13 protein-coding genes and 2 pseudogenes are annotated in these 21,334 nt (G+C 61.1%); 6 read left to right on the top strand and 9 right to left on the bottom strand.

Annotated elements, in window-relative coordinates:
- Window positions 1-282: 282 nt before the first annotated feature.
- Both LB523_RS22585 and LB523_RS22580 read left to right on the top strand, forming a co-directional pair.
- Window positions 283-1,495 (top strand): annotated as a pseudogene (locus tag LB523_RS22585) (tyrosine-type recombinase/integrase); the annotation flags it as partial.
- Between the two features lie 12 nt (window positions 1,496-1,507).
- Window positions 1,508-1,708 (top strand): annotated as a pseudogene (locus tag LB523_RS22580) (ectoine/hydroxyectoine ABC transporter ATP-binding protein EhuA); the annotation flags it as partial.
- A 199-nt stretch (window positions 1,709-1,907) separates the two neighbouring features.
- Here the strand turns inward: LB523_RS22580 and LB523_RS22575 are convergent.
- Window positions 1,908-4,193: a mechanosensitive ion channel family protein gene (locus LB523_RS22575; protein ID WP_224607105.1), complete on the bottom strand. Its 2,286-nt coding sequence runs from the start codon at window positions 4,191-4,193 to the stop codon at window positions 1,908-1,910.
- A gap of 179 nt (window positions 4,194-4,372) precedes the next feature.
- Between LB523_RS22575 and LB523_RS22570 the strand changes: the two genes are divergently transcribed.
- Window positions 4,373-4,591, top strand: coding sequence for a glycosyltransferase family 2 protein (locus LB523_RS22570; protein WP_224607102.1), 219 nt, complete (start codon window positions 4,373-4,375; stop codon window positions 4,589-4,591).
- 6 nt (window positions 4,592-4,597) lie between these two features.
- Complete coding sequence (locus LB523_RS22565) at window positions 4,598-7,495, top strand: glycosyltransferase (protein WP_411966490.1); 2,898 nt, start codon at window positions 4,598-4,600, stop codon at window positions 7,493-7,495.
- Window positions 7,496-7,554: 59 nt separating this feature from the next.
- On the opposite strand, the gene LB523_RS22560 is transcribed toward LB523_RS22565, so the two are convergent.
- Together LB523_RS22560 and LB523_RS22555 are read right to left on the bottom strand one after the other, a co-directional pair.
- Window positions 7,555-8,235 carry a redoxin domain-containing protein gene (locus tag LB523_RS22560; RefSeq protein ID WP_224607096.1) on the bottom strand — a complete coding sequence of 227 codons (681 nt, stop codon included), beginning with the start codon at window positions 8,233-8,235 and terminating at the stop codon, window positions 7,555-7,557.
- 18 nt (window positions 8,236-8,253) lie between these two features.
- On the bottom strand, window positions 8,254-11,553 hold the full coding sequence (locus LB523_RS22555; RefSeq protein ID WP_224607093.1) for an adenylate/guanylate cyclase domain-containing protein: 3,300 nt from the start codon (window positions 11,551-11,553) through the stop codon (window positions 8,254-8,256).
- Between the two features lie 242 nt (window positions 11,554-11,795).
- Here LB523_RS22555 and LB523_RS22550 point away from each other — a divergent pair, with 242 nt between their 5' ends.
- Window positions 11,796-13,565: an adenylate/guanylate cyclase domain-containing protein gene (locus tag LB523_RS22550; protein WP_224607089.1), complete on the top strand. Its 1,770-nt coding sequence runs from the start codon at window positions 11,796-11,798 to the stop codon at window positions 13,563-13,565.
- 196 nt (window positions 13,566-13,761) lie between these two features.
- On the opposite strand, the gene LB523_RS22545 is transcribed toward LB523_RS22550, so the two are convergent.
- From LB523_RS22545 to LB523_RS22535, 3 genes are all read right to left on the bottom strand, one after another.
- Complete coding sequence (locus LB523_RS22545) at window positions 13,762-15,147, bottom strand: hypothetical protein (RefSeq protein WP_224607087.1); 1,386 nt, start codon at window positions 15,145-15,147, stop codon at window positions 13,762-13,764.
- Between the two features lie 195 nt (window positions 15,148-15,342).
- Window positions 15,343-15,867, bottom strand: coding sequence for a GNAT family N-acetyltransferase (locus LB523_RS22540; protein WP_224607085.1), 525 nt, complete (start codon window positions 15,865-15,867; stop codon window positions 15,343-15,345).
- A 74-nt stretch (window positions 15,868-15,941) separates the two neighbouring features.
- Complete coding sequence (locus LB523_RS22535; RefSeq protein ID WP_224607083.1) at window positions 15,942-16,937, bottom strand: hypothetical protein; 996 nt, start codon at window positions 16,935-16,937, stop codon at window positions 15,942-15,944.
- A gap of 29 nt (window positions 16,938-16,966) precedes the next feature.
- Here LB523_RS22535 and LB523_RS22530 point away from each other — a divergent pair, with 29 nt between their 5' ends.
- Window positions 16,967-18,382 carry an adenylate/guanylate cyclase domain-containing protein gene (locus LB523_RS22530; RefSeq protein WP_224607080.1) on the top strand — a complete coding sequence of 472 codons (1,416 nt, stop codon included), beginning with the start codon at window positions 16,967-16,969 and terminating at the stop codon, window positions 18,380-18,382.
- Window positions 18,383-18,403: 21 nt separating this feature from the next.
- On the opposite strand, the gene LB523_RS22525 is transcribed toward LB523_RS22530, so the two are convergent.
- The 3 genes from LB523_RS22525 to LB523_RS22515 all read right to left on the bottom strand — a co-directional run bounded on the left by LB523_RS22525 (window position 18,404) and on the right by LB523_RS22515 (window position 21,333).
- Window positions 18,404-18,883: a class I SAM-dependent methyltransferase gene (locus LB523_RS22525; RefSeq protein ID WP_095765756.1), complete on the bottom strand. Its 480-nt coding sequence runs from the start codon at window positions 18,881-18,883 to the stop codon at window positions 18,404-18,406.
- 273 nt (window positions 18,884-19,156) lie between these two features.
- Window positions 19,157-20,338, bottom strand: coding sequence for an ABC transporter permease (locus LB523_RS22520; RefSeq protein ID WP_224607078.1), 1,182 nt, complete (start codon window positions 20,336-20,338; stop codon window positions 19,157-19,159).
- Window positions 20,335-21,333, bottom strand: coding sequence for an ABC transporter permease (locus LB523_RS22515; RefSeq protein WP_095765758.1), 999 nt, complete (start codon window positions 21,331-21,333; stop codon window positions 20,335-20,337). Before LB523_RS22515 ends, LB523_RS22520 begins: the two co-directional genes overlap by 4 nt.
- Between the last annotated feature and the right edge of the window lies 1 nt (window position 21,334).

Raw genomic sequence — 21,334 nt, 5'->3', positions numbered from 1 at the left:
CTTGCTCTCCTTGCAAAGGGCCAAAAGTGTAACCCATCTATCCGGAATGAACTGTCACCCATCTCTCGGGAAGGGCACTTCTCCCGACATTCCCTCTCGCCAAAGCTTCAACGCTCAAGTCTCCGCAAGGCACTGAATTTGCTCCTCTTTTCGGCACGATGAGTATGCTTGAACGAATTTCATCGCAGTTCGGCAGATTTCGTCCAACGGGGCGAGGTGTTGGTATTTTTGTTGGTATCTGAGACCCTGTTGGTATCGAAGCGCCAAACAGGAGGTCCCACAATGGCTCTCTCCGACGTGAAATGCCGCAACGCCCGGCCCGCGTCCAAGCTCCAGAAACTGTCCGATGGCGGCGGGCTGCAGCTATGGATTCAGCCGTCGGGAACCAGGCTATGGCGCCTACCTATCGATTTGACGGAAAGCAGAAGCTGCTGTCTCTCGGCACCTACCCGGTCATCTCTCTCGCCGATGCCCGCGAAGCACGCGATGAAGCCAAACGTCTCCTTAAGGCTGGTGCCGACCCAGCTCAGGAGCGAAGATTCCATAAGGCCACTTCGCAAAAAGACACCTTCCGTTCAATCGCGGACGAATATGTTGACAAGCTGAAAAAGGAGGGACGTGCCGACCGGACGATTAGCAAGGTCAAATGGCTGCTCGACTTTGCCTATCCGACAATTGGTGACAAGTGCATTCGGGAGATCGATCCGGCCACCGTCCTTACTGCCCTTCGCCGCGTGGAAGTTCGTGGTCGATATGAGTCGGCGAGGCGACTGCGCTCCACCATCGGCACCGTGTTTCGATATGCAATTGCGACCGCACGCGCCGAGGCTGATCCGACGATCGCGTTAAGGGGCGCACTCATCACTCCAACGGTCACGCCGCGTGCCGCGATCATCGATCCTAAGGCCTTCGGCGGCTTGGTGAGGGCGGTCGATGCGTTTGACGGACAGCCTACAACCCGAGCTGCCCTGAAGCTCATGGCATTGATGTTTCCCCGCCCCGGCGAACTTCGCGCGGCAGAATGGGAAGAGTTCGATTTCGAAAGCTCGATGTGGATCATTCCTGAAGCACGCATGAAAATGCGCCGGCCGCACCGCGTACCCCTTTCAAGGCAGGCCATAAGCGTCTTGACTTCGCTTAAAGAAATCTCTGGTGGTGGATCGCTGCTCTTTCCTGGCGTTCGATCGGTTTCGCGTCCGATTTCCGACAACACGCTTAACGCCGCCCTTCGCCGCATGGGCTACGGCAAGGAGGAAGCGCCGCGCATGGTTTTCGAGCAACAGCATCAACTCTGCTAAACGAATGCGGAAAATGGCATCGGGATGCGATAGAGCGCCAACTGGCCCACATTGAGAACAACGACGTTCGTCGAGCCTACGCCCGGGCTGAGCACTGGGAAGAGCGCGTCAAGATGATGCAATGGTGGGCCGACTATCTGGATGAACTCGAGAGCAACAGCGGACGGGTGATCTCAATCGGCGGACACGCCAAGCCAGCTCTCTATACGCGCGCCGAAATGGGAATGGTCTTCCAGCTGTCCAATCTCTGGCCGCATCTTTCGGTGACGGAGAACGTCGCGATCGCCGTGCGCAAGGTGCGCGGGCTTCCCGGTAGGGAAGCGAAGCAGCTGGCGCTGGAGATGCTCGCCAAGGTCCACATGACCCACCGCGTCCACGACGAACCAACCTCGGCGCTCGATCCGGAACTGGGTGCATGAGGTGCTGAAGCGGCCGGCAGGACGAACTTGCCGTCGACCTGCTTGAACTGGGCTCATTTCTCCTCCAGCCTCTTTCGAAACATCACCGAATGCGGCAATGATCGGTCCGAGGGACACGGAAAGAAAGAGTATCCCTGCCACGGGCGATACGCGGAAAGCTGTACTGTGACTCGCAGGTGTCACAGCTTTCCTACTCCGTTGTGCTGGCTTTTTTTCTGCGCCGATTGGTGTGCGACTGCGCGACGGCCACTTTCAACTCGGGTGTGATCTCCAACGGCGCGTTCCCATGTGGGTTCTGCAGCCCCTCGACGTGGACGGTCGGGAATGGGAGTTCGATGCCCTGCTCCTTGAAGACCTGGCGGAGACGTACATAGAATTTGCGTTTCATGTTGAAGGCGCCTCCCGGTCTGGTTGTGGCCTTGACCCTCAATACGATGCCATACTCGCCGAACTCCTGTACGCCCTGCATTTTGATCGGTTCGAGCACCCAGTGTTTGAACTCGGGATCTTCCGCCAGTTCGAGCCCGATCCGCTTGATTAGCTTGCGGGCGAAGTCGATATCGGTGTCATAGCCGACGGTGATATTGAATTTGTCGATAACCCAGTCACGGCTCTGGTTCTGAACTGCCCCGAGTTCACCGAAAGGTATCGTGAACAGCGGACCACGATGGTGGCGCAACTTCACCGAGCGCAGCGAAAAGCTTTCCACAGTACCCTTGTAATTGCCCGAGGAAATATATTCGCCGACACGAAACGCATCATCGAGCAGAAAAAACACGCCCGAAATGATGTCCTTGACAATGGTTTGTGCCCCAAAGCCCACCGCGACGCCGACGACGCCAGCGCCAGCGATCAGCGGGCCAATCTGGATACCCAGCGAGGCGAGCATCATAAGCACCGCCATCACTATGATCGATGCGAGCAGAATGTTCTGGAGGATAGGCAAGAGCGTGTGCAGCCGCGCCTGCTGCGGATCGAGGATCGGGACGTCCTCGTCGCCGATCACAGGGTGCGGTGTTTCGATGCCCAGCTTTCGTTCGATCAAAGCTTTGATGATCGACCAGCCGAAATCGGCTGCGAGGGCAATGACCACGACATTGATCAGGCCGCGCAATACGACCGTGGTCGTCGTATCGCTGTCCCGCATCGACTGCATGTCCAGGCCCCAGACACGCGCGAGAAAATAAGCCGCCGCCAGGATCAAGATCATCCGGACTCCGCGGTCGATGACAGCGATCGTCACCGCCGGGATCGTAGGCCGGCCAGCATCCTCCGAACCCGGCCGCAGGACGAAATTGACCCCGCGCTGCGTCAGCACGACCGCCAAAGGCAGGAAGAATGCGGCGAAGGTAAACCAGAATAATATATTGAGGCCGGCGATGCGCAGCAGGAACAGAACGACGAAATAAGCAGTCAATAGCCATGTCGCTGCCGTGTGGCCGCTTTGGTGCGCACCGTCTCGCTGTGTTCTTGGTCGACGCCAAACCGCAAGCAGCAAGAGCAACAGCAGTACGAAATCGGCGCCCGTTGACAGGACCAGCATTCCGTCCCGATCGATGCCGAGACCCGGCAAGAGGATAAACGCCGCGCCGAAGAAGGCGAAGACGCCGACGATCCGGGGTAGCCAATAGAACCAATGGTCGGCCGTTTCGTTGGTGATCGGCAAAGCACGAACCTCGACGGCGTTCTCGACTTTCATGAAGGAAGGGACGAGCATGGCTGCGAGGTACATGCGCACACCCGCCGTAACGACCGCAGCCATCAGAAATGTCAGCACGATCTCGCGGATAAGCATTGGCCAGTCGAACAACATGAACGCGCCGGCGCTGCCCAGCGCGAACGAGACGATCAGCAGGCTGGAATAAAGCGTGCGGCCGCCAATCTTCTTGGCTCGCCCAATCGGCGTATCCTTCGACTGCGCGATGATCCAAAGACGAAACGGACGGGTGAGCCTGTACATTGCCCAGGTGAGCGCCACGCCGGCGGCGATGAAGATCGCAATCAGCATGAATACGCCGGCAGAGCCCTTGCTTGACATATCGTCCATGGTCTCCGTGCGAACGCGCGCGAACTGACCTGGCAGCAAGGGCACGGTTCGCGCAATTCTTTCGATATGATGCTTGATCCGATCGAGCGTCGAGGATGCCATCGTATTCATCTGGCCCGGTGCGGCCGCGGGGTCGGACGATATGTCGGCCGGCGAAGCTCCCGCCTCGGCAGGCGCTCCCGTCGGCCCGGAGCCCTGCTTTCGCTGTTCGGCCACCCAGGCCTTCACTGACGGATCGTCGAAAAGCTCGAACAGCTGTTTGACCTTTTCAGGCGGGACGGCCGCCGGCGCCTGTGCCTGTACCGGACCGGCCAACAAGAGGGCGATCCCAAGGACAAGCGGCCCGGCAATCACCGCCAGCAGCGCCGTCAGATCTCCGAAATGTCGTGCCGGGCGCGCCAGATACCCGGCTCCCAATCGTCGATTCATGAGTGGCATCGTGGTTTAACCTTCCCTCAAATCGGCAGGCAACGACGTCTATGTCCCCCATTACTCCTACCTTGAAGAAGCCGAAGTTGTGGTGCAAGACTTCATCGTTCCGAGCTAGACCGTTGCGCCGGGCACGTTTTTGACATTCGCCGACTCTTGCCGAAGAAAACGAAAGCTCGATGATCCAGGACAATGCTACCGCAGGCGGTGTGATACCGATGTTCGATGCCAAGAACACCATCGGCGCAACGCTTGCCGGCATCCGCCGGAAGACCTACCAGGTACTGGATATAGTCGTGATGGATGATGGGTCGACGGACGGATCGGCGTCGATTGTGACGGCCTGCGCCGAGAAAGACCAACGCATCCTGTTCCACCTTCGAACTAGGCGCGGGTAGGACGGCGTGGCGTCTAATCCTTTGGTTTCAATCGTGGTTCCTGCGCACAACGCGGAGGTAACGCTGGCGCGCGCGCTCGATTGCCTTCTCGATCAGGAAATAGTGGATTGGGAGGCGATCATCGTCGACGACGCCTCCACGGACCGCACCCCCGCTATCATTGCCGGTTATGTGGAGCACGATGCCCGATTTCGGGCGTTGAGGTCTTGCGCGTATAGCGCCGCCGGCGCGCGCAATAGCGGGATTTCGACAGCGCGCGGCCAATGGCTCATGTTTCTGGACGCGGACGATTGGGTGGATGCCAGCTTCCTTGCGAAAATGCTGGCCGCATTGAAAACCACGCCCGATGCAGTGGCCGCCTATTGCGGTTCTCGGCGCGTGATGCCCGATGGCGAACTCACCCCGTCGAGCATCTCAACTGAGGTTGCGATCCAGCCCTTCGAAACTTTCGCCCGCCGGTGTGCCATTCGCACTCACGCGCTGCTGGTCGACCGGGAGACAATTGTCGAGTTGGGCGGTTTCGATGTGTCGCTGCGCACCTGTGAGGACTGGGATCTGTGGCAGCGCCTCGCACGTCTAGGCAAACGTTGGGTGATGGTCGACGAGCCGCTCGCTTTCTATAGCGTCAGCCCCAACTCGCTCTCCCGCAATTCGACGCAGATGCTGGCAGATGCGGAAATCGTGATCGCCCGCGGCTTTTCTCCTGATCCCAGGGTCAAACACCCAGCATCGGCTCACGCCAATGGAGCGATCGAGGCGAACGGCCGCACCGCTTCCCAGGCACTCGCGTGGTTCGCACTGTGGAACGCCGCGTCGGATTGCGGCGGCGGCTCGCACTCGATCAACCCGCAGTCCCTGCGCGCGCTCCCGGCAGGACGTAAGTGGGCGCGTGAGGTCGCCAAGGTGGTCTTCGATGGCCTTTTGGTAGGAAGCCTATCGGTGCCAACGCAACTGGCTGCCAGATGGGAGAGGTTCGGCGGCTCTCTCACCGAGCTGATCATCGAATTCGGCAAGATCTGGGACGATCCCGCTGCGGGTCGCCGCGTCCAGTATCACCTTGAGCAAATGCTTCTCGACTTCGACGATCTCGCCGCGCCGCGCAGACTGGCACGGACACTGGGAATTCGCGTCGACGCTCGAAATCCGATCTCGATAGAATTGCCGGAAGGAATCGACCAAATTTATGCCTATCTGATGGTGGACGGCCGGATCGGGGCCCGCGTGCAGTTCGGCGCGCTCGGGAAAGTGACAAGGAGCCATTGGATTAAGCTGGCCTCGCAGAGCGGCGTTGCCGACGATTCAAACCTGTCTGCAGCCGAGGCGTCGTTGCCCATGGCGGAGCATCCGTCTGATCCGGACAGCCACTTCGGCGAACTCGCCCGATTGGTCGCTGAAGCGCAGGGGCTGGTTCGGTCGAGCGCCGAAATTACAGAGCCTCTTGCAGTGCCGCGCCGTCCACGGGCCGCGGATGACCACGACAATGATCGCACGTCTTTCTGGAATCGTTATTTCGCGACGGAGGACCCCTGGAACTACAGTTCACCCTATGAGCAGGAAAAATATGAGCGGCAGCTCGAAATTCTGCCTGCCGGTCCTATCGGACGGGCGCTTGAGCTGGCCTGCGCGGAGGGCCACTTCACGCGGCAGCTGGCGCCGCGAGTGGGCCATTTGACCGCAACTGACATCTCCGCCATAGCCATCGGGCGGGCGCGCGCGCGATGCAGCGATCAGCCGAATGTTGAGTTCGGTGTGCTGGATTTCTCGGCGGACACGCTGCCAGGTGGGATGGATCTGATCGTCTGTTCGGAAGTGCTCTACTACCTGGATGATCTCGCCGAGTTGCGGCGCATCGCCAAGAAATTTGTTGAGGCGTTGGCGCCTGGCGGCAGTTTCATCAGCGCACACGCATTCGTGCTCCGTGACAATGTTGAAAGGACGGGCTTCGACTGGAACACTTTCGGCGCACAAGCGATCTCGGGGACGCTGGCAGTGACTGAAGGCCTCGTCCTCGAACAATCGATCCAGACCGAGCTCTATCGCATAGACCGCTTCCGCCGCCTGTCACCAGACGACGTGGCGACGGAACCGATGATTGATCATGTGCCGATCCGCGCGCCCATCGGTATTGGGGTCGCGCGAAATATCGTTTGGGGCGGGGCACGGGCCTTGCGCCGCGACGTCGCACGTAGCGAGCGGCGGCAGCGTATCCCGGTCCTCATGTATCACAGCGTCGCCGATGATGGTCCGGCCGCGCTCGCCCGTTTTCGGTGCACGCCCGCCGCATTCGAAGGCCAGATGGCATGGCTGCGCGCCAATGGCTTTCACGCGATTATGTCCGAGCAGCTGGAATGGTCCATTGCCAACCGTCACTCTTTCGTCGGCCGCCCAGTGCTTATCACCTTCGATGACGGCTTCCAGAACTTTGCCGACCATGCCTGGCCGACCTTGCGCAAGAACGATCTGACCGCGGAAGTATTCCTGGTGACGGACTTGGTGGGCAAAAGTGCACAGTGGGACACCCACAGTGGTCCCCCGACGCAGCTTATGGACGCCGGGACGGTGCGACGCCTCGCCGGCGAAGGTGCGTTCTTCGGAAGTCATCTGGCGACGCATCGCGCGATCGATGGTCTGTCGAGTTCTGACTTGGCCGCCGAGCTCCTGCGCTCTCGTATGTTCATCGAACGGTGGACCGGTCGTCCAACCACGACGTTCGCGGCACCCTTCTCTGTCACCGACCGACGGCTTGGCCGGCTGGCCAAAGAGTGCGGCTATCGGATCGGCTTCGGCGGCAAACACGGGCCGGCGGACCTCGATTGCGACCCCATCGACCTTCCGCGCATCGAGATTCGGGGAGACCGCTCGCTCGACGACTTTGTTGCCACTGTCGAGGCCGTGCTCCAATGAACGGTGAACAAACCTCTTCTGCTTTTTTGTCGGTGTCCGCCGACTACTTGGTCGCAAGTCTATTGGGCGACCTGGGACACGGCTGACATCAGCTCCTGCGGATTCGGCGCCCCAAACATGTATCGCCCACCCTCTGGGACTTCAGTGAAGCTCCAGCGGACGACCCCCTGCCGGTCCAGCAGGAACTGACCGATCAGTTGTCCGTGACCCGTTGCCATCATCTGCTCGTCGGCCTCGGTCACTTCGTAATGGTCCTTCTTGTCCAGGAATTCGCTGGCCGCAAAAGGATCCATGGGAGCGGGCAACTCGCCTGGTATGTCGACCCGCATATCCTTTGCCGCTGCCATCGAGACCTTGTACGGCCAGTTTGTCTCGTTTTGGGTGAATTCGAGATTGGGCAGTCCAAAGGCACGATGTGAAGCGCGTTCGGGGTCGGAGGCCGCAAGCAGGTTCGGCATCGGGTGATAGCGGAAATAGAGACGCGCCCGTTCGATCGGCGTGTTGACCACTGTCAGGCTTTCCACCCCCTTTTCGCGCAGCTCCGGATCAAGCCGCGCCTGGGCGGCGATATGGCGCCGGCAGAACGCACAATGCAGACCTCGAAACAGGCCGACCAGAACCGGCTTTTGTCCGCGAAAGTCGTCAAGCGCGATCTTGCCTTCCTGGGTAATGGCGTCGAGCACCACGTTCGGCGCACGGTCGCCCGGTTGAAGCGGTACCAATTCAATACGCGCGGACATTTTCAACCTCCCACCCGGCTAGTCGAGAAAAGGCAGCACCACAAGCGCTTCCGGGTCGAGCCCGTGCTGGGCGCATATTCCCTGCGCCAGGGAAAAGTAGCGCTCGGCCTCGGCCAGATTGTCGAGGTCGAGATTAAGCGTTGCAAGACCATCATAGCACGGAAACAGCAGTTGGGGCTCGCCCGTTTCGCTGGCCACGTCCAGTGCTTCGTGGAACAACGCAACTGCCAGTTCCGGACGGCCGTTGCACTGGTGGATCTGCCCAAGCACGATCAACGGCACCGCCAGGTGCTCGCGCTGGTCGAGCGCCCGGTCGATCTCGATGGCCTTCTCGGCAGCAGGCACGCCCTCCGTTGGACAGCGATCCGTAAAAGTACAGCAAGCAACCGCCAGATTGGCGAGGAGGCGCGCCTGGAAACCCAAATCACCAATACGGCGTGCCACTTCAAGACCGCGCCGGCAGACCTCCATCGCCTGTGCCGGATCGATGGTCGTGTAAAGCACGCCGAGATTGGTATAGCCGCGGCAGGCCGCGCCCAGCAGACCGGCGGCTTCGGCCAATTCGATGCTGCGCTCAATCTGACGTACGGCTTCATGGTCTCGCCTAAGGCGAGCCAGCGCAACAGCCTTGGTATTGAGTGCCTCGGCGGTCACAAGAGTGGCATCACGCCCCACCTCTGAGACATGCTCGGCTGTCAGAGTGCGTACGCAATCCAGCGCCGCGTCTGCCCATTTTGCCGCGAGAGCGTGATCTCCGCCACGAAACGCCTGTCGGCCACGTTCTTGCCAGAGATGCGCCTGCTCGACCGGGGCATCCGCGCCATCGAGAAGCGCTGCCGCTTCGGCATAACGGGATTCTGCGTTGTCCCGCTTGCCGACGTCCCAGAACAGCCGACCGATCTTGCGCAAAACTCGCGCCGAAGCGACGCGATCGGCGGACTCGCGATATGCCCGCAAGACCGTCTCGTAGTGCTGGTGCGCGATCTCGCGGCGGCCTAGCGGACCGCTCAAATCGGCAATGCGCTCTGCAATTGCCAGTTTGAGCGGTGTTTGCCCGACCGCGCCCAACGCAGTCATGGCTCGCTCGTAGAAACGAAGGGCGTCGTCGTTGGCATATATCATGCGAGCGCGATCGCCCGCCGCCTGCAGGTATTGCGCGCCCCTTTCCCGCTCGGCGCTCTGTGCGAAATGATGACCGAGCACGGTCAAATCCTCGAGCCGTTCCGGCTTGTCGCCGCACAGTTGCTCCAAGGCGGCACCGATCCGCCCGTGGATGTCGGTCCGGCGTTGCAGGAGCAGATTCTGATAGATCACGTCCTGCAGCAATGTTTGCGTAAAGCGGTAGCTTTGCGATGAGACCGAACCTGATCCGGCAACTTCCTCGATGATTTCCGCATCGCAAAGCAGTTCGCAGCCGGCTTCCAGGCGGCTTGGGTCGGCTGTCACGGCTTTTAGAAGTGTGGCATCGAAGCGCGGGCCGATTACCGCGGCTTCCTGGGCCAACCGTCGCACCTCTTGGGGCAGTCGGTCGACGCGGGCAAGCAACATTGCCTGGATAGTGGCGGGAATGCCGGTTGCGACTTCGCCTGCCACAGTCTGCCATCGCTGGCCCTCGCGCACCAGCACACCCCGATCGATAAGGCCGCGAACGATCTCCTCTATGAAAAGCGGGTTGCCGCCCGCGCGCTCGAGGATCTGGTCGGGAAGCCCTCCTGCGGTGTTTACCCAGCTCTCGCCGAAAAGCGCCGCCAGCAGGCTGCGTCCGTCGTCACCGTTGAGCGGCGAAAGCCTGAGCGCTGTGTGACTGACCCGACTTGAGTCGAGCTGGTCGTTGTGCGGCGCCGGACGATGCGTGACCAGCAACATCAACCGCGTGCGTTCCAACCTGTCCATCACGAAACGCAGTGCCTCGAGCGACACGGCGTCGGCCCAGTGCAGGTCTTCGACGACAATCAACAGCGGCGACAACGCAAGCCGCCGTTCGATGATCGTGCGGACCGCGTAGAGAATTTGCCGCCGCAGTTGCTCGGGCTCGACATGCTGCAAGGTGGCGTCGGGGTCGTCAAGCCCAAGCACATGGTAGAGCAAAGGCATCAGCCGCTTCGCCTCCTCGCCCTGCAGGCCGAGGTCGGTCAGCAAGCCTCCGAGCTTCGCCCGGATCTCGTCCCCATTGTCGTTTTGCATCATTCCGGCAGCGCTGCGCACCACTGCACCCAAAGCGCCGAATGATTGTTCGCCAAGCGGCGAGCACGTGGCCTGCCGCACGGCGACGTTGCGAAAACGATCCTCGTCGCCGACGCGGGCGACGAACTCCCTCACCAGCCGCGATTTCCCGATACCGGCTTCTCCGACGAGGCGGACAAGCTGGGCCGAGCCGCCGCACGCCTGATCAAGGCTGGCCAGCATTCTATTGAGCTCCGCACCGCGGCCTATTATCGGCGCGCTGAGGCCGAGCGCCTCGAGCCCGCGCGCTGCACGCGGCGCCGCAAGCGGTCCATCCAGTCGGTGGACTAGCACGCTGCCAGCCTTGCCGCGAAGCACGACATCACCCAGCGACTCGTAAGCAAAGGCATGCCGGGTCAGCCTGTGAGTGAGCTCGCCAACCAGCACCTCACCCGGTGCGGCCAGCGATTGCAGGCGTTGCGCCGTGTTCACCGTATCGCCGGTCACCGAATAGGATTTGGCGGTACCGATGCCCAATCCCCCAGTAACGACCGGACCAGTGTTTATGCCGATGTGAAGCAACAGAGGCGAGCCGGAGTGGGGAGCGCTTTCGCCGAGCCGTGCCGTCCGGGCCATCATGTCGAGAGCGGCGCGAAGCGCACGTTCCGGATCGTCCTCATGCGCGACCGGTGCACCGAACAAGGCAAGCAGTGCATCGCCGATGAACTTGTCGACGAAACCGCCAAAGTTTCGCACTGCCGCTGTCAATTCCTTGAACAGTTCGTTCTGCAGCGTTTGCATGACCTCTGGGTCGAGTTGCTCGCTGAGTGTGGTGAAGCCGCAAAGGTCGGCGAACAAGACCGTTACCGTCCTGCGATCGGCGTCAGAGACGGGATGCAGCCCGTCTTCGCTTTCGATGTTTGCAAGCAGCGACGGAGTTCGAGAAGGCGGCACAATGGTCCGGCTTGGTGTCGGATCAGGCCGTTCGACGGCTTTTGCCGGCGCACCGACGCTTGTCCCACATTTCGGACAGAACTCGAAATCAGGTGCGCAGACGTAGCCACAACTGGAGCATGGCACGGGCTGGCGCCTGCCACACCTCGGACAGAAAGCGTAACCGTCCTCAACCTCGAAACCGCAGCCCGCGCAGTCCATCGAACAAGACCTCACCAGGGGCCGTGACGGCGTGATCTAGCTACGCACTTCACGGCCGGGTATTCACACAAGGATGAACCGATAGCCGTCGACCAGCAAGCGGCAACGCAAATGGGCATCGAGCGATTAGTGTGGGTTCTGTGGCAGAGCGCTGTCGATTCGGGCGGCTGCCTGGCCGTCCCTTGCGAAAGTTCCCTCTTACCCTCCGTCTTCCTGCTATCCTGGAAATGAGGAGACGACCCATGAGCGAGAATCGTAAGCTAGCGGCAATCCTGGCTGCCGATGTGGTCGGATACAGCCGGCTCGCGAGCGCGGACGAAGATCGTACTTTGGCGAGGTTGCGGGCGCTGCGCAGCGACCTGATCGATCCGACCATCGAAGTGCACCACGGGCGGGTGATCAAGCGCACCGGGGATGGAGCGCTGGTCGAGTTCCGCAGCGTGGTGGATGCCGTGCGCTGTGCCGTTGAGGTTCAGAACGGCATGGTCGAGCGCAATGCCGGCGTGCCGCAGGACCGCCGCATCGAGTTCAGGATCGGCATCCATCTGGGCGATGTGGTCGAAGAGAGCGACGGCGACCTGATGGGCGACGGCGTCAACATCGCCTCGCGTTTGGAGGGCGTCGCGGCGCCCGGTGCCATCTGCCTGTCCGAGGATGCCTATCGCCAGGTCAAGGCGAGGCTCGACCTCTCGGTCAGCGATCTCGGCAGCACACAGCTAAAGAACATCGCCGAGCCGATCCGGGTCTATTCGCTGCAAGTCGGCGCCGGGACCAAGGCGGCCGCGACCCCGGAAACCGCGCCGAGCCGGCCCGCGACGGCAGCGCCGCCGAAATTGTCGATCGCCGTCCTGCCGTTCGCCAACATGAGCGGTGACGCCGAACAGGATTACTTCGCCGACGGCATCTCTGAAGACATCATCACGGCGCTGTCCAAACTGTCGCAGCTCTTCGTCATCGCACGCAATTCGTCGTTCACCTTCAGGGGCCAGAACGTCCAGGTGCAGGAGGTGGGCGCGAAGCTCGGCGTGCGGCATGTACTTGAGGGCAGCGTACGCAAGTCGGGGAACAGGGTGCGCATTACCGCGCAGCTCATCGATGCAGCCTCCGGCGGCCATCTTTGGGCCGAGCGGTTCGATCGCGACCTGACCGACATATTCGCCGTGCAGGACGACGTGACGCAGCAGATCGTCGGTGCGTTGGCGCTCAATCTGACTGAGGGCGACCGTCAGCGGCTGGCGCCCGAGTATGCGCGCAACACGGAGGCGTATGACTATTTCCTACGGGGCCGAGAGCTGTGGCACCGGCTGACGAAGGAGACGAACGTCGCAGCCCGCGACCTCTTGCAACGTGCCATCGAACTTGACCCGAAATTTGCCTCTGCCCACGCCTTCCTCGCCCTGACGCACGGGCTCGATTACCTGAACAGGTGGAGTGGGTCGCCGCCGGAATCGATGGCGCAAGCGGAAGAGGCTGCGACGCGAGCGGTAACGCTGGATGAGAGCGATCCCTGGGCGCACTGGGCGTTGGCTATCGTCAAGCTGTATACACGACGGCACGATAAGGCCATCAACGAAGCCGAGCACGCGATAGCCCTCAATCCGAACTTCGCCGAAGGGCACGTGATCCTCGGCGAGGCGCTGCACTATTCGGGCAGGTCCGAAGAGGCGCTCGAGAGTTTCGCCCGGGGCAAGACCTTGAATCCATACTTTCCGGATGTGCTTCTGCATTTCCAGGCTTTGGCATCGTTTCAACTCGGAAGGTACGAAGAGGCCGTTGACCTCTTGCTGCAACGGCTGGCTCGCAACGCTGCCACCGATGTCTCGCGCGCGCTTCTGGCCGCCAGCTACGGCCATCTGGGCCGTTTCGACGAGGCCCGTGGGGCATGGCAGGAGGTGCTGCGCGTCAATCCGGACTATTCGCTGGACTACCGACGCAAAGTCTTGCCCTACAAGAACCCTGCCGATTTCGAACTCGTCGTGGACGGGCTCCGCAAGGCCGGTATCGTGCAATGACAGGTGAGGCCAAGTCAGGTCTGGCCTTGAACTGCAGCCGATCGCGATGGAGCCTCCGTAACCGTTTTGTTTCCGTTTGACTGCTGCTAACCCTCAAGGAAGCGGCCGGATCAGACGCCAGAGGCTCACCGATAAATCGCCGTCGCTTGCGGTTGCACCCTAGAAAAACAGCCTGAGATAAGGGCTGAAGTGAGGCTCAGGTCGCCTTGATCTCTGCCTGGCCGACCTTGCGCCACCGGGCGTCTTCGCGAACCAGTTTCAGATCGTCGGTCGTCTCGGCAAATGTCCGCAAACGATATTGCCGGAGCAGTTCCGGGAAGAGAGCCCCTGCCGGCAGGCCGGCAAGCTGCTCGCGGACAGAGATCCTTTCATCGATGACCCGCACGCCCCACGCATTTTCCTGAACCTGCAGCTCCGCGGCCAGATCGCGCTCTTCCTGCGCGTTTTCGTCCAGCGCGGCCAGCAGGATCGAGTGGAAAAGCGCCACATAGCCAATCTGTCTCAGGCCGCCCACAACCCGCACGCGGGGCAATATGGCAAGAACGAGGAACGCCAGGAACAAGTTCGGCAGCAGCATGCCGTCCAGCAGCGCCTGCCTGAGATGCGGTCGCTCGAACGGGATGGAAAGACCATGCGGCCTGTCAGGCTCGATCAGGTGCCCGCCCTCGAGGACGAGCTTGCGCACGCGCTCCTCGCGGATGCCCCAGAAATAGGCTGTGGCATTGGGCAGGAATCTGCCAAATGGGCCCGATGCGGTCTCTTGCAAGGCACGTTCGAGACGCTGGCGCCTCGCGGGTTCAAAGAGCAGGCTGGAGAGGAGGCTGCCGTCATATTGCAGATGCCGGACCATGGCGGCCGCGGCGAGCCGATCATCAATGAAAACCGGCCGGGTCACGCCGGAACAATCCCAATTGGCGACCAGATCCTGGTTGAAGGCTGTCAGCGCATCGGCAGCGGTTCCAAACACCTTGTCTTGACTGGCAAGCAGTGTGCCCAGCCAGCGGCTGGCATCCGTTTCATCGCCCACCGCTTCGAGCGCGCGCTTGTTGAGGGAGACGGGACCGGCCACGCAGGCACTTTTGCGGCACAGTTTATGGCGCCCTATGCCAAACAGGTTGATCTTGTCGCCGCCGACATCGAGCCATCCCGGCCCCTCCCGGCCAATTGTCTCCATGGTCATCGTCGTTCCCATGAAGCCGAAGAAGACCGACAGCCCGTTTTCGACCGCGCCGAGCCAGGCAAGCAGGAGGGCATCGAAGGTGATCCGGTCCATCAGAAGCAGGCAGTGCAGGCCGGCCTGAATCACCGGTCTGTGCTCGAACTCTTCGAGGGCCTTGCCGATCTCCTCAGGCTGCATAATCACACCGAGGCGCTGATGCAGGACTTCGCGCAGGATCGAGCGGGCAGCGATCGCGGGGCCGGATGTGGGCCTTGCCACCGGCCGCCACAGATGGCGGGCGTAGTCGGAAACCGGTGCATTCCAGTTCTGCTCGATGTCACGCACGACTTCCGGGCAGAGTGGCGACAGCAAAGCCAGAATTTCCACCGGAGGCGTAGGGGTCGGGTCAAAGACGGCGGTCATTGGTTCCCGTCAGCCGCTTGCGGTGCAGAGGCCAAGGGAACCAGACTTGCTGGACGCGCTCGGCCCACGCAACGCGATCAAATGGTGTAAGACGAAATTGACCGTATCCCACGGAGTTCTCCATCAGCAATCACCCGTTCGCCGACTCGGCACAAAATGTCAGATCGGCTGCACGGCCAAGGCCAACAGCGGATCTCAGAACCGCAGCCGGGCCATGCTCAGGAGGTCGTGGTACCGCCCGTCGGTAAAACCGGCCTTCACATGCCGACCTTCGATCTCGAAGCCGTGGCTCGTGTAAAGACGGATAGCCGGTTCGTTGTCGGCATAGACGGTCAATTCGACCCGCTTCAGGGCCCGCCAGTTGTCGGCCACGTGAAGCAGCGCGCCAAGTATGGCGGAGCCGATCCCCTTGCCGACAAAGGCGTCGTGAAGGCCGATGTTGATCTCGCCGATATGCGAACGGCGCGGCGAGCCCTGTACGATCAGGCTGCCATGGCCGACGATCTTGCCGTCCACCTCCGCAACGATCCAGGTGGTTTCCTGGCCGGACTTGGCGATACGCCGCTCCACCTGCTCCACCCTCTCGAAAGGCATCCTGAACGTGCCCCAGCGGAAACCCGGCATGTTGAAGATAGCGCAAAGCGCCTCCGCATCGCTTGACCGGATGGGTCGGAGCTGTGGCCGGATCTTCTCGGACGATGGCGAGGTCGTGCTGGTCATGGCGTTCCCGGCGAAGGCAATCGGTCCGGCACGATGCACCGGACCTCAACTGGAAATCCAGCCGTCTCTTCGACCTACGATGCCGGTTGCGAGCTGAAATATTGGGAGGCGGTGTAGAGCTTGAAGGCGCCGCTGAGACCGATCCAGCCGAAAAGGGCGAGCCAACACAATGTCCCGGTCGCCGTCCAGCCGATCCGGTGCACTGCAGCGTCGGTGATGAAGAGGCCGAGGATGGCAAGCAGGCCAACCAGAAACTGCGCCAGGCCTAGCACCAGCAGTTCCTCGCGCGGCGCGTTTTTCCAGAGGAGATATACGCCGCCGGCGCCGGCGAGGAAGATGGCGCTGTAGACCTGGGCGTGGAAGGGATCGACCGGCCATGGCCAACTGCTGCTGACCACCCGGGGAAACAGCAACATGCCGACGCCGTATAGCCCAAGGATCGCCGTTTCCGCTGACATGTAGCCGCGCCATGCGGGGGTTAAGGCCACGCCTTTTACCGAAGGACGGGCCCTGGCCCGCCACAGGAACAGCCCGGATACCGCGGCCGAGGCAAGATAGACCAAAAACCACAGCCACGGCGCTTTGCGCTCGAAGTTGAAATAGCCGAGATTGATGAACGAAGCCGCCGAGACGATGACCGTGAAGACGAAGGCCATGACCAGCACGAGCCTGCCGGGCGACCAGCGGTTCCAGAACAGCAGCGCCGCCATCACGACCATTTCGGCGGTGTAGAAGCCTCCGAGGAAGCGGGCATTGAACGGGGTGACGGCCCAAGGCCACCTCGGCTTGACCAGCACAGGCGCGAAAAACAGGCCCGCGCCCACGATCAGGACGATGATGACCGCCACCGAAAAAAGGCGCAGGGCCGCGGGAAATGGCGGATTGTCGGATGTCGGCATGGGAGAGAGTCCCCAAGGTGAATGCCCGTGGACCATCATAGTGCCGCTTGCGGCCGGTGAAAATCTGCCGAATGGAATTGAACCGTCATCAGGTTTGTCTATTCGAATGGTCGCACGGTCCGTTTCGAAGTAAAATGCAGCGGCCGGACCAAGGAGCGGTCCGGTCAACATGGCTTGGGCGCATTTTCGGAGCCTGCACGATGAACGAAGCTCAGGATCTGTTCTCGCTTTTGCGGCAATCACCAGATGTCGATCCACTTGCAATCGACGCGATCCAGCGAACCATCGCGGAAGGCGGGGACCGTGAGCTTTGCCGCATCAATGCGCCGGCCTTCGCCAGCGAGCATGGCCTCGACGAGGAGCGCACCATAGGCGCCTTTCTCCATGCGGCGCGGGTCGGCATCTTCGACATTTCGTGGAATGTTCTGTGCCCCGGCTGTGGCGGCGTGCTCGACACCAACGCCACGCTGAAAACGGTGCAGAAGGACGAATACACCTGCACGCTGTGCGCCGAGGGTTATTCACCGACCCTCGACGAGATGGTCGAGGTGACGTTCACCGTCAGTCCCCGCATACGCAGGATCGCCGCCCACAATCCGCATGAGCTGCCGTTGATGGAGTATTTCCGGCAGATCTACTGGGCGTCCGGCGTCGATCTGCCGGATGAAGACTTCGCGAAAAGGATGGAAGAGATCTCGCTGGAGGACATCGAGCTTGCGCCCGGTGAAAAGGCGGTTCTGCCCGTACAGCTTCCGTCAGAATTCATCATCGTCTTCGAGCCGGTCACCCATTCAGTGCAGTTCATCGACGTGAAGGGTGAACCGACAAAGGAGCGCCGAGGCCTCTCCTTGGTCTTCGACCGCGACCATGTCCAGAGCCAGACGCTGGAGATGCAACCCGGCCCGTTGCGCATTTCGCTGGAAAATAGAACAGACACTCGCGTGCTACCGACGGTCTTCATCGCCGGCCAGGGCTTGCATGATTTGCTGCGCAAACGCCGACCCTTCCTGACCGCCAAGCGCCTGCTCACCAACCAGACGTTTCGCGATCTCTATCGCACGGATACGGTCGACATCAACCAGCGCCTGAAGATCACCAGCCTGACCTTCCTTTTCACGGACCTGCGCGGATCGACCGCGCTCTACGAGCGGGTGGGCGACCTTTCAGCCTTCGATCTCGTGCGCGAGCATTTCCAGGTTCTGCACGAGATCGTCGCGGCGGAGGCCGGCGCAGTGGTGAAGACGATCGGCGATGCGGTGATGGCGACCTTCGCGACGCCTGATCGGGCGATTGCTGCGGCCCTCAGGATGCGCGAGGCAATGCGTGCGCTCAACAACGAGAGCGGGCGCGAGGATCTGCTGCTCAAGATCGGAATCCATGCCGGCCCCTGCATCGCCGTGTCCATGAACGAGCGGCAGGACTATTTCGGCCAGACGGTCAACATCGCTTCGCGAGTCCAGAACCTTGCCAACGCACAGGCGATCTTCGCCACTCGCGCGGTGGTTGACGACAATCTCACCGCCGATCTGTTGCGCAGGAAATCGCTGAAGCCGGAACCCCACGAGGTCTCGCTGCGCGGCATTGAGCGAGAGATAGCAGTATATACGATCCCCTGAAGACTCGGTCGTCCCGGTCCCTTACACGCGCCTGCAGATAAAGTAACGATCGGCAGGCACCGAAGGCGGCAGCGGGAGGCGTTGCAACTGCGGGTGATCGAGCGGCGTGCCGCTGACCACGATGCCGCCGACGCGAAGCAGGCCCGCGGTCAGATCGGGAAGCCAGGTAGCGGTCACTGCGTCGCGATCTTCATAGCCGGTGCCGATGTCGGCATGAACAAGAGCGGCGTCGATGCCAATGAACCTGATCGCCGTCTCACGTATTTCGCCGAGCACCAGGTTTTCGGCTTCGGGAATTGAGCTGGAGTGTGCGGCCAGTGCGCGGTCGAACGCCACGATCCGGCGTCCGGGCAGGCGCTCGCGCAGATGGTGGAACGTGCGGCCATTGCCGAGGCCGAGCTCGAGGATGGGGCCCTCGATCTTCGCCACCTCCGCGCAGACCTGATCGAGAATGTCGCGCTGTGCCGTCAGCCTGCGGATGAAACTCTCGAGGCGACTCATATGCGTTTGTGTGCCCTGAACCAGCCCAAGAATCCGGCAATGCCCGCCACCCGGGTGAAACGCAAAAGTAGCGTGCCGGACCCGATCCAGCCTCGCCGCATATAGAGCAATTCCAGGAAAAGTGGAAACGGTTTTCCTTCCGGAATTGCGTCAAAACAATGAGATAGAGCGGGTTGCTGTTTCCGCGAAACGGTGAAACCGCTCTAGAGGCGAACGGTGAACGCTGCAACAGCCGTTGGAATCTGCGGCCCGGCGCGCGGCGGAATAGCGATGTCACTTGTAGGGGTCTGCGGCATCCCGCAAGCCGTCGCCGAGGAAGTTGAACGCCAAGATGACGAGAATGACGGGGAGGATCGGCAAAAGCAGCCATGGATAGAACGCGATCACGCTGACGCTGCGCGCCTCGGTGAGCAGGATGCCCCAGCTGGTTATCGGCGCCCGCAAGCCGAGCCCCAGGAAGCTCAGCGCCGTCTCACCCAGGATCATGCCGGGTATGGAGATCGTCGCCGTCGCGATCAGATGCGACATGAAGCCCGGAATGAGGTGCCGCCGGATAATGCGGCTGCTCGAGGCGCCCATCAATTGCGCGGCCAGAACGTAATCCTCCTCACGCAAGGCTAGAAGTTTTGAGCGCACGGCCCGCGCCAGTCCGGTCCAGTGGAGCAGCCCGAGGATGACGGTGATGCCGAAATAGATCAGGATCGGACTCCAGGTTATCGGCATGATCGCCGCCAGAGCCAGCCAGAGCGGAATGCTGGGGATCGATTGCAGAACTTCGATTATCCGTTGAACGATCAGGTCGAAGATGCCGCCGTGATAGCCGGCCAGCCCCCCGATGACGATGCCGAGCAGGAAGCTGAAACCGATGCCGACCAGGCCGATTGTCAGTGAAATGCGTGCGCCGTAGATGATGCGCGAGAGCACATCGCGCCCCAGCCTGTCGGTGCCGGCCAGAAAGAGCTGGCCGTTTTCGGCAGGGCAGACAAGATGCCTGTCACCTTCGATCAGACCCCAGAATAGGTAGCTGTCGCCCTTGCAGAAGAAACGGATCCGCTGAACATCATCCTGCTTGTCCATATAGTTCCGCTTGAGCGTGTCCATATCCAGCGTCATCTCGCGGCCATACACGAACGGCCCGACAAACTGGCCGTTGTGGAACAGGTGCACCCACTGCGGCGGCGAATAGATGTAGTCCATGTTGCGCGTGTGCAGATTGTAGGGCGCCAGGAACTCGCAGATCAGTATCCCAAGATAAAGCGCTGCCAGGAATATGCCGGATATGAGGGCAAGCCGGTGCCGTCGGAATTTCCACCACATCAGCCGCAACTGCGACGCCTGGAAGACTTTCGACTGCTCAGGCGTCATCGCCTCGACCGACTGCAGGTCAAAGGGCGCAATGGAAACGTAGTGTTGTAGTGGAGCACCCGGAGCGGGCAGCGGCGATTGCGTATTCATTTGGTGCTCCCGCCCTGCAAACGAATTCGCGGATCAAGCAGCGCCAGCGCGAGGTCGGAAATCAGGACGCCGATGACCGTAAGGAAGGCGAGGAACATCAGGAACGACCCTGCCAGATACATGTCCTGGCTTTGCAGCGCCTTGATCAGCATCGGCCCGGTCGTTTCCAAAGACAGCACGATCGCCGTGATTTCGGCGCCGGAAATGATGGCCGGCAGAATAGAGCCGATGTCTGAAATGAAGAAATTGAGCGCCATGCGCAGCGGATATTTGACCAGCGCCTTGAAGGGATGAAGGCCTTTGGCGCGCGCGGTCACGACATATTGCTTGTGCAGCTCGTCGAGCAGATTGGCGCGCAGCCGCCGGATCATGCTTGCCGTGCCACCGGTGCCGATGATCAAGACCGGGATCCAGAGATGGGCGAGGATCGACTTCGCCTTGGCCCAGCTCATCGGCTCGCCGAGATATTGCTGGTCCATGAGATGGCCGATGGACGTGCCGAACCAGATGTTGGCGAAATACATCAGGATCAGCGCCAGCATGAAATTCGGAATGGCAAGGCCGAGAAGGCCGAAGAAAGTCAGGCCGTAGTCGCCCCAGCTGTATTGATGGGTGGCTGAGTACATGCCGATCGGAAAGGCGATGAGCCAGGTGAAGATGATCGTGACGAAGGAAACCAGCACGGTCAGCCACATTCGGTCCCCGATGACGTCGCGAACCGGCAGCTCATATTCGAAGGAATAGCCGAAATCGCCGTGCAGCATTCCGCCGACCCAGTAGAAGTAGCGAATGACCGGCGGCTTGTCGAAACCATACTCCTTTCGCATCATCTGGATGCGATCGGAATCCACCGCTTCGCCCTGAGCCCGAAGCTCGGAAACATAGCTGTCGAAATAGTCGCCCGGGGGAAGTTCGATGATCGTGAACACCAGCGCCGATATGATCAGCAGCGTCGGAACCATCACGGCGATGCGCCAGACAATATATCGAAGCACG

Origin of the sequence: Mesorhizobium sp. ESP-6-4 (assembly GCF_020164735.1) — a bacterium.
In the GTDB taxonomy this organism is placed as follows: domain Bacteria; phylum Pseudomonadota; class Alphaproteobacteria; order Rhizobiales; family Rhizobiaceae; genus Mesorhizobium.
Note: the sequence above shows the minus strand (reverse complement) of the source record. Positions and strands in the feature narration are given on the sequence as shown.

Coding starts and splice junctions, on each gene's coding strand:
- LB523_RS22530 (WP_224607080.1), top strand. CDS start 16,967: ATGAACGAAGCTCAGGATCTGTTCTCGCTTTTGCGGCAATCACCAGAT.
- LB523_RS22520 (WP_224607078.1), bottom strand. CDS start 20,338: ATGAATACGCAATCGCCGCTGCCCGCTCCGGGTGCTCCACTACAACAC.
- LB523_RS22550 (WP_224607089.1), top strand. CDS start 11,796: ATGAGCGAGAATCGTAAGCTAGCGGCAATCCTGGCTGCCGATGTGGTC.
- LB523_RS22540 (WP_224607085.1), bottom strand. CDS start 15,867: ATGACCAGCACGACCTCGCCATCGTCCGAGAAGATCCGGCCACAGCTC.
- LB523_RS22560 (WP_224607096.1), bottom strand. CDS start 8,235: ATGTCCGCGCGTATTGAATTGGTACCGCTTCAACCGGGCGACCGTGCG.
- LB523_RS22570 (WP_224607102.1), top strand. CDS start 4,373: ATGATCCAGGACAATGCTACCGCAGGCGGTGTGATACCGATGTTCGAT.
- LB523_RS22525 (WP_095765756.1), bottom strand. CDS start 18,883: ATGAGTCGCCTCGAGAGTTTCATCCGCAGGCTGACGGCACAGCGCGAC.
- LB523_RS22555 (WP_224607093.1), bottom strand. CDS start 11,553: ATGGACTGCGCGGGCTGCGGTTTCGAGGTTGAGGACGGTTACGCTTTC.
- LB523_RS22535 (WP_224607083.1), bottom strand. CDS start 16,937: ATGTTGACCGGACCGCTCCTTGGTCCGGCCGCTGCATTTTACTTCGAA.
- LB523_RS22545 (WP_224607087.1), bottom strand. CDS start 15,147: ATGACCGCCGTCTTTGACCCGACCCCTACGCCTCCGGTGGAAATTCTG.
- LB523_RS22575 (WP_224607105.1), bottom strand. CDS start 4,193: ATGAATCGACGATTGGGAGCCGGGTATCTGGCGCGCCCGGCACGACAT.